This is a genomic window from Myxococcus sp. CA039A, from assembly GCF_013336645.1.
Classification (GTDB): domain Bacteria; phylum Myxococcota; class Myxococcia; order Myxococcales; family Myxococcaceae; genus Myxococcus; species Myxococcus llanfairpwllgwyngyllgogerychwyrndrobwllllantysiliogogogochensis.
This window is the reverse complement of record NZ_JABUMQ010000104.1, coordinates 22885-31190: the sequence shown is the minus strand read 5'-3', so window position 1 is coordinate 31190 and position 8306 is coordinate 22885. Positions and strand designations below refer to the sequence as shown.

The 8306-nt window shown below is 66.1% G+C and carries 5 protein-coding genes; 2 read left to right on the top strand and 3 right to left on the bottom strand.

Annotation, left to right across the window (positions count from 1 at the left end; genetic code table 11):
- Both HR086_RS18910 and HR086_RS18905 read left to right on the top strand, forming a co-directional pair.
- Positions 1–1837: methyl-accepting chemotaxis protein (locus HR086_RS18910; RefSeq protein WP_174466315.1), on the top strand; the 1837-nt coding region annotated here is incomplete at its 5' end.
- A gap of 129 nt (positions 1838–1966) precedes the next feature.
- On the top strand, positions 1967–2848 hold the full coding sequence (locus HR086_RS18905) for an NAD(P)-dependent oxidoreductase (protein WP_174466314.1): 882 nt from the start codon (positions 1967–1969) through the stop codon (positions 2846–2848).
- 24 nt (positions 2849–2872) lie between these two features.
- Here HR086_RS18905 and HR086_RS18900 read toward each other — a convergent pair whose 3' ends face one another.
- The 3 genes from HR086_RS18900 to HR086_RS18890 form a co-directional block, all read right to left on the bottom strand.
- A complete protein-coding gene (locus HR086_RS18900) occupies positions 2873–4411 on the bottom strand; it encodes a gliding motility protein (protein WP_174466313.1) in 1539 nt (512 codons plus the stop codon).
- A 155-nt stretch (positions 4412–4566) separates the two neighbouring features.
- Positions 4567–5571: a hypothetical protein gene (locus tag HR086_RS18895; RefSeq protein ID WP_174466312.1), complete on the bottom strand. Its 1005-nt coding sequence runs from the start codon at positions 5569–5571 to the stop codon at positions 4567–4569.
- 46 nt (positions 5572–5617) lie between these two features.
- Positions 5618–8050, bottom strand: a complete 2433-nt coding sequence (locus HR086_RS18890; protein ID WP_174466311.1) for an aminotransferase class V-fold PLP-dependent enzyme — start codon at positions 8048–8050, stop codon at positions 5618–5620.
- Positions 8051–8306: the final 256 nt, after the last annotated feature.

Here is an 8306-nt window from a genome sequence, read left to right as displayed (position 1 = left end):
CCTGTGGGTGAGCATTCCCATCCCGGAGGGTGGGTGGGGTGAGCCCGCGCTGCTGCTGGGCTCCGTGTCCAACGCCTTCGAGGTCTACGTTGGGGGCCGGCGCGTCTACTCGAGCGGGACGGTGAACCCGTCGGGCACCGAGGTGAGGCAGGGCATTCTGGGGAAGCTGATTCCCCTGCCGTCCTCGGTCCAGGGCTCGCGGATGCTGCTCCGCATCCAGAGCAGCACTCCGGCCATCGGCGTGACTTTGCGGGCGCAAGTGGGCTCCCACCCGGCGCTGCTGGCGCAGGTGCTGCGGCAGGGCCAGGCGTCCCTCGTGACGGGGGTGTTGCTGGTGGCCGTCGCGCTGGTCGCCCTGGGCATGGCGTTGATGGGCGGGCAGCGGCGCGTGCTGCTGTCGCTGGCCGTCTTCGCCGGAAGCTCGGGCGTGTTGCTGGCGGGCATGAGCGGCGTGCTGCCCCTGGCCTGGGACGTGGACCGGGTGATGGGGCAGATCACCCTCACGGCGGCCTACTGTGTGCTGCCGGGACTGGGCTGGTTCATCCTGGATGGCATCCTGGAGGGCCGGCTGCGCTGGTTCCGGGGGCTGGTGTGGTGCCTGACCGTGCTCGCGGCCCTCAATACCGCGGTGGTGCTGGTGGACCTGGGCGTCGCGAGCTGGCTGTTCCAGTTGGTGATGCTCTACTCCATCCCCTGCCTGCTGGCGTATGTCATTGTCGCGGTCGTCGCCGCGTATCGCGGCAATGTCGATGCACGCATCTTCGGCGTCGGCCTGGGCGTGCTCGCCGCCATTCTCGTGCTCGGCATGCTGCCGCTGCTGGGCTGGGTGAAGCTGGAGGGCTCGTTCGTCCACTGGGGCTTCCTGGCGCTCACCGCGTCGCTGGTGGGAATCGTCGCGCGGCGCTCCCTGCGGGTGGTGCGCTCGCTGGAATCGCATACGCGCCAGTTGGAGGCCCGGCGCCTGGACGTACAGATGCTCGCCAGGGACATGGGGCGCGGCGCCGGAGAGCTGGCGTCGGTGGTGCAGCAGCTGCGCACGTCGAGCGAGGCGCAGACGGTGGGAATCGACCGGCAGGCCACGGCGCTCAAGGAGCTGGACCAGACGGTGCAGGAAATCCGTCAGGGCTCGCTCGTCACGTCGGAGAAGACGCGAGCGCTGACCCACTCCATCGTGGTCGCGGAGGAGGCGGGCCGCGAGGGCGGTGCGGCCATCGAGAAGACGCTGACGAACCTGGAAGCCATTCGTCTGGAGGTGTCGGGGATGGCCGCGCGCATGCTCGCGCTGGATTCGCGGACCCGGGAGATTTCCGGCATCGTCGACACCGTCAAGGGACTGGCGGACCAGTCCAACATGCTGGCGGTCAACGCGGCGATTGAAGCGGCGCGCAGCGGGGAGCATGGCAAGGGGTTCGCCGTGGTGTCGCGGGAGGTGCGCAGCCTGGCGGACCAGTCCGTTGTCGCCACCCAGCGCATTCGCGAGGTGCTCGAGGGCGTGAGCACCAGCATGCGCGAGGCCGCGAAGCTCAGCGAGCAGGGCGAGCAGCGGGTGAGGGTGGGCCTGGATGCGGTGCGCGTGTCGGGCACGCAGCTTCAGAAGCTCGCGGGCATCATCGGCGACACCAGCGGCAGCGTGCGGCAGATCTCCGCGGCGGTGTCGCAGCAGGAGGCGGGCACGTCCCAGATAGCCGTGGCCATCCAGGACCTCTCCCAGGAGATGCAGCAGACGCTTCGCGTCGTGGAGGAGACGCGCAACGTGGCGCGCTCGGTGCAAACGCTGGCGGAGCGGATGACGAACTCGGCGGCGAGCACCCTCCAGTCAGGCTCGCTGGCGGACTGAGGCCCGCACGGACGACGTTCCCCGGAGGCGGACAAAAACATCCAGGGTCGATTCCTCCCGAAGCTGTGGTCTCATCTTCAGGCCCCGATTCCGGGCGCGGCATTCGAGCGCAGCATCAGGAGACTGAAGATGACATCCGGCCGTTCGTCGAAGATCGCGGTGATTGGCAGCGGGCTCATGGGAAGTGCACTCGCGCGGGCCTTCGCGGCGGTGGGGCACGAGGTCGCGGTCTGGAACAGGACGCCGAGCAAGGCCCAGGCCGTGGGCGGTGGCACCCTCGCGTTCGAGGAGCTGCGCGAGGCCATCGCGGGGCGCGACCTCGTGGTCGTCTCGCTGTCGAACTACGCCGCCTTCTCGGAGGTGTTCTCCTCGAAGGACGTGGTGGCGGCGCTCGCCGGGACGACGCTCGTCCAGCTCACCAGCGGCTCACCCGCGGACGCACGGAACGCACTGGAGTGGGCGACGGCCCACGGCGTGGACTACCTGGATGCGGCCATCCTCGCCTATCCCGCCTTCGTGGCCACCGACTACGCCACGGTCTTCTACGCCGGGTCGCGCGCCGTCTTCGACCGGCACCTCGGGACGCTCCAGGCGGTGGCGAAGAACTCCGTCTACGTCGACGAGAAGATTGGCTCCGCGGCGACGCTCGACTGCGCGATTCTCGAGGCCTACTACGGAGGCTCCCTGGCGGTCCTCCACGCGGCGGCGATGTGCAAGGCCGAGGGACTCGACCCGAAGGCATTCTTTGCCCAGAAGAACTCCTTCCTGGGGTTGATCTCCGTCACCGCCGATGCCGCGCAGGACATGGTCGCGCGCGACGACTTCACGGGTGAGCAGTGCAGCCTCAACACCCATGTCGCGGCCATCGAGCACATCGTCCGGCTGAGCCAGGACGCACGCATCAGCACGCGCTTCCCCAGGGAGTTGCTCGAGAACTACCGGCGGGCCGTCGGCGCGGGGCTGGGCGCCCAGGAGCTGCCCGCCGTGTTCCGCACCCTGGGAAAGGACTGAACGCGGCTTGAGCGCTGCGACACGCTAGAAGTCGCGAATCGAATCCAGCACCGAGACCAGCGCCTCTCGATTCAGGGGCTCGGCGGATGCCCCGCCCTTGGACCGGAGCTTCTCGTCCGCCGCGTCGAAGATGCCCATCAGCGCGACGTAGATGTGCTCACGCTCCTCGGTGTAGATGAAGGTCTTTCGCGCATCCATCTTGTTGAAGCCCTCGGTATAGGTCGTGACGATGGGCGTCAGCGCGGAGATCAGGGCAGCGGCGCTGGTCTCCTCGGACGCGGCCTTGAGCGCGGCCGACCGGGCCTGTCGATACAGCGTCGCGGCCTTCTTGGCCTGGGTCGGGCTGATGGTGTCGGCCCCGTCCCAGATGCGGAACGGGTTGTCCAGGTTCTCCGCCAGCCATTCGGCCTTGCGCGGCTGACGCACGGACAGGTCCAGGCCCTCGCGAGCCGCGGCCTTGTATGCCTTCTTCACCTCGGCGGCGAGTTCGGCGGGAATGCTCGTCAGCCAGAGCATCCCCAGATGCGGGAAGCGCTCCGGACCGGGGAACTCGTCGGGCGTGATTCCAAACATGTCGCTCAACGTCAGCATGCGCAGCTCAGGCAGCGCCGCCAGCGCGGAGGTGTTCCTCAAGTAGCCAGGGGCCCCCCAGATGCGCAGCTCCGTCAGTTTCGGAAAGCGCCTCACGATGCCGGCGACATCCACCTCCTGTGCGGCGTGCACATGCAGGCTGTCCAGTGCGTCCAGTCCGGACCAGGCCATGGCCGGGTTGTTCACGGACAGCGTCAGCCATCGGCCATCGGCTTCCGCGTGAATCTTCAATTCCGGGCTGGCCTGTCCCATCAGGGACAGGTGCTCCAGTCCTTCGTTGAGGTGGAGCTCGTGGACGCCCGTCACCTCCAGGGTGAGTCGCGTCAGATTGGCGCCACGCAGGTCGACGACGCGCTCCCCGTGGGCCCGCACGTCCGACTCATAGACGAACGGGCGGCGGCGGATGAAGTCGAACAGCCCGGGGATGGGGGCGTCGGCGTTGACGGACGTCAGGATGGGCAGCACCTCGAACACCGCGAGATTGGGGGCGGCGGCGAGCCTGTCCGTGTCGAGCCGCTGCGTCGAGCGGAGCACCTCGCGGTCGCCCAGCTTGAGCACCACGCTCTTGTCGCGGTTGGCGTCCATCTGCTTGAAGAGGTCGCGCTCGGCCTGGGGGATGGCTTCCCAGCGCCGCTGACTGTAGGTGGCGCTGCCGGAGGGCCAGCGGCTGTAGCTCTTGATGTCCTCGACGACGAGGGGCGGCCGGTGACCCACGAGCGTGTAGCCACGAGGAACCTCGGCGGACACCCAGACGTGGACGCGGTGGTCCTTCCAGAAGAAGAAGTTGAAGTTGGCGGGCGCCATGGCCGCCATGGCCGCGGCGTCGGGGAGGGCGGGGCCCACCCAGTCCAAGGCCAGCACGGCGGCCAGCTCGCTCTTCCCCTCCGCCTTCAGGGCGGTCACCTGGACGGCGGTGTAGGCGTCCAGCCGAGGGTTGTAGACGGCGAGAATGTCTCCGGGCGTGGGCTTCATGTTCGGGCGGATCCGTAGGTCGAGTGGGAAACGGACTCAGTCTAGGTCACGGCCCACGTGTCTCCCTCGCGGTTTGGAGGCGCGACGCGCACGATGTAGCGATCAACTCGCCCATCTGGCGCTGAGTGCACGGAATGCCTGAATCTGGAGGGCCGCTACGCCCACTCGATGCGCAAGCGCTTGCTGCCCGCCGAGTCCAGAAGCGCGAGCGCCCCGCCTTCGGTCAGGGCCCGCTTCACGGCCTTCCAGGAGGCCTCGGTGAGCAGCCAGGCAAAGCCGTCCTCCACCAACTGGCTCGCGTCCTTTTCCTGCTCCGGGACGACCACGAGGAAGTTTCCGCAGAGCCGCTCGGCGTTGTTCTGCCCGGGGGGAGTGATGGCTTGAGGTTCGCGCTGGCCCGGCGCCCAGACGAAGTACGCATCCGCGGTCGGGTCGAGTCCCGTGAGCAGCGCGAAGGGCATGTTCGCCGGAAGCTCCGAGAAAAACTGCTGGAGGAGCGCCTCGGCGCCCGGAACGAGGCGCAGGACGATGTCGCTCCCCATCTGGAGGACCCGTGCCTCCTTGAGGCGGGCACTCGCGATGTTCGACAACATGCTCGCCTGGAGCATCTCCGCATGCGGCAGCTCGGGCCGCTCGGGGTCGAACCAGGTGGGGCAGGGGAAGTGTGAGCACATCCGGCCCAGCGAGGACATCACCCGCGTCGCCCCGAAGCGCTCGACCAGCGCCAACTCCCCCTCTGTGACGGGAACGGCGGCGAGTGCGTTTGCCGGAACGGACACCTCCGGCAGGGGCTCCGCCGGGACGTAGAGCAGATGCCGGCCAGGGAAGAGACTCCTCTGTCCGAACTGGGTGTGACCGCCCGTGTCCACGGTGCGCCCCTGCTCGGCGAACTGGTTGATCGTGGCGAAGAACGAGAACAGCTTGGATGAAAAGGCCTCATCCGCCATCCCCGCAGGCAGCGTGAACACCAGCTCCTTCTGTCCCTTGGCGGCGAGTCCGTCCGACACGTACGACACGCAGTCCACGGGCCCCTTCGACGTCGGGCGGGCGTGCCGGGTGACAGACACCGTGAGCCCGGGTGCCACCTCGACCCGCTGTGCCAGGGCCGGCGAACGACCGGCTCCCGACACGCGCCCCATCAACTCATTCCACCAAGCCATGCCCTGCCTCGTCGAACCCTCGTGACAGGCCGGAGCGTACACCTGGTCACGAAGCGGCGGCCAGGTAGTCCTGCAGCCTCGAGGTCTCGGTGTTCATCAAGGACTTCGCGAACAGATAGAAGCGATAGGCGTCGCGGAAGTTCGAGCCGAGGCCGAACGAGACGCGAACGGCTCCGCAGAGCCCCTTGTTGAGAATCTCATCGTCGAAGGTCCTGCAATCGAAGATCTTCTTCGTCTTGTCGAGCTCGCAGTGCTCCGCGCCAGCGGTCGTGTAGGTCGCATGCTGCACCGCGCCCAGATTGCAGAAACAGCCATTGCGAAGCGTGATGCCGAAGGACTCGGCGGCTCTCTTGACCTGTGAATGCGGGAAGACCGAGTTGTAGCAGTCGAACAGGTTCAACATGACCGTCGCGCCCTTGTCTTCCGACGCGGGGCCATAGACCCGGCAGAGCGGGCCCTTGGCTTTGATCTCGTGCTGCAACGGCTGCAGCTGCGTTTCGAGCCATCGAGCCAGCGCCTTCGCGCGACCGCCGATGTTGTGGACTCCGAGCCTGGAGATGAATTCGAAGCCATAGGCGATGGCGTGGAAGGATGCGTAGTTGGGCGTGCCGATTTCGAACTGCCTCCCCTGGTCGTGGTGCAACAGCCGGTCCGTGGGAGACCACGGCCCGGAGTAGTAACACACCGCGCCCCCGGCGAAGGATGGCGGGGTCAGCTTGCGCAGGGAATCTCTCTTCGCGATGAGACAGCCGGACCCGGTTGGATAGCCAAATATCTTGTAGAGGGATACGGGGACGAAGTCCGGTTGATAGGCCTCGAAATCGAACGCCGACAGGGGGACGAACGCCGCCGCGTCACACAGGACCATCGCTCCGCGCTCTTGCGCGAACTTGATCCATTTCAGGTCATGCTTCACACCTGTCGCGTTGGACTGCGCGGGGAACGCGAAAAGGTGGGCGTGGTTCCTGTCGAGCTTCTCGAGCGAGCGCCGCAGTGAGCTCTCGACGAGCAGCAGCTCCTTGTTCAGGGGGATGTACCTGACAGCGGCGCCCCTGGCCTTGGCGAACTCCCGGATGCCGTGGATGGAGGTGTGGTTGTCCTTGGCGAGCAGGAACTCCGAGCCGCTTTCGAAGGGGAACGACTCCGCGACCAGCCTGATGGCCCCGCTGGCGTTCGGGGTGAAGATGATCTCGTACTCCTCCGGCGAGCAGCGGAAGAACCGGTAGATCTCCGAGCGGGCCTTCTCGTACGCCGCTTCGGTGGCCTTCGAGCCGGTGTGCGGATTTCCGAGAATCGTATTCCTCAGGACCTGATGGTCACGATCGATGAGGCTCTCTGGAGCGATGGCACCGCCCACATGATCCAGATAGGTCTCCGATTGTGCATCCAGGCGTGAGAATTCCTCGCGCCTCAGGGCCTCCACCTCGTCGTCGGGATACTCCGGATGCTCGGCCAGGAAGGCCGACTTCATGGTCTGGTATTCCCGCAGGGCGTGCGCGTCGGAGCGCGAGAGCAGCCGTTTCTCTCGACTCTCGACGAGTTCCGGCGCCATCGCACGAAACGAGTTCAGTCCATTGAAGTCAGGCAGGGCGCTGACGGCAACGGTCTGCTTGCTGGCCTCGTCGACCGCGCCGCGCAGGAGCCAGGCCTTGACCTCGTAGTTCTGGGTCGGGACACGCGTGCGAAGCTCCCTGAGAATCGTATCGAGATACGCCTCCCGGGTAGGGGTGTCGCACTGGTTGAACTCCTCCAGCAAGATGCAGGTGTTGAAGATGAACTCTCTTGTGTCCTCCTCGCCCAGGAAGAACGACAAGGGACATGACGTCGCGACCTCGGCGACGCCTCTGGCGAGCCCCTCCAGGGAGAACGCGCTCGTGATCGCCGTATGGTCGGTCAGGCTGAGCGCCCTGTCCAGGACGGCCGACGGAGTTCCAAAGAGCTTCTGCGACTGTTCCCGGGTCAGTCCAAACAGCTCATTGTAGTGGAAGACCGTGCCGTAGATCTTCCCTCCCGGACGAAGGACTCGCTTGAACTCTCGCGCGACCTTGGTCTTGTCGGGTGGGAACATCAGGCCAAAACCACAGACGATGATGTCGAAGCTGTCGTTGCTGAAGGGCAGGTCCGCCATGTCGACGTCGGCATGGAAATCGACGTCCCGCTTGAGCTCGTCGCCCACCACCGTCTTGCACACGTCGATGGCAATCTTGGAGAGGTCCGTTGCAACCAATTTCAGATTGAGCGGCCTGGCCAGATCTTCGTAGAGATGCGTGGTGATTCGGCCCGTCCCACAGGCGACCTCGAGGATGTTCGTGATGGGTGCTTCCGGTCGGATGTCCTTGCGGATTTCCCGTACGAGGAGTTCGCCATAGGGTTTGAAGAGCTTGGGCCCCAACACGCGCTCATAGAACTCCATGAACGTGCTCAGGGTCCACTTGCGCTCAGACACCGTCTTGCAAGACTGCTTCGCAGTGCTGTTCATGTGCGGGCTTTCTGTGAGCGGGGGTCTGTGTCGGGGCCGTTTGTGACTCTTTGTGATGAATGCCTGGGCCGATGCGCGCCCCGATGCCAGGGTGACTCGTGCGCTTGCCTGGGATGGTTACACGCCAGGGTTGTTGATCATTTCAAAAATGGCAAGCGAATCCGCGAATGTCAGGCGGTGCGGGCCGGGGTGCGGGCTGTTTGTGTTGCCATTGCGGGCTGCTTGCCTTTGCGCTGCGGGCTGGACGCCCATGAGG

Bases quoted from the DNA above. Each gene is read 5' to 3' on its own strand.
- HR086_RS18905 (WP_174466314.1), top strand. From the start codon at position 1,967: ATGACATCCGGCCGTTCGTCGAAGATCGCGGTGATTGGCAGCGGGCTC.
- HR086_RS18900 (WP_174466313.1), bottom strand. From the start codon at position 4,411: ATGAAGCCCACGCCCGGAGACATTCTCGCCGTCTACAACCCTCGGCTG.
- HR086_RS18895 (WP_174466312.1), bottom strand. From the start codon at position 5,571: ATGGCTTGGTGGAATGAGTTGATGGGGCGCGTGTCGGGAGCCGGTCGT.
- HR086_RS18890 (WP_174466311.1), bottom strand. From the start codon at position 8,050: ATGAACAGCACTGCGAAGCAGTCTTGCAAGACGGTGTCTGAGCGCAAG.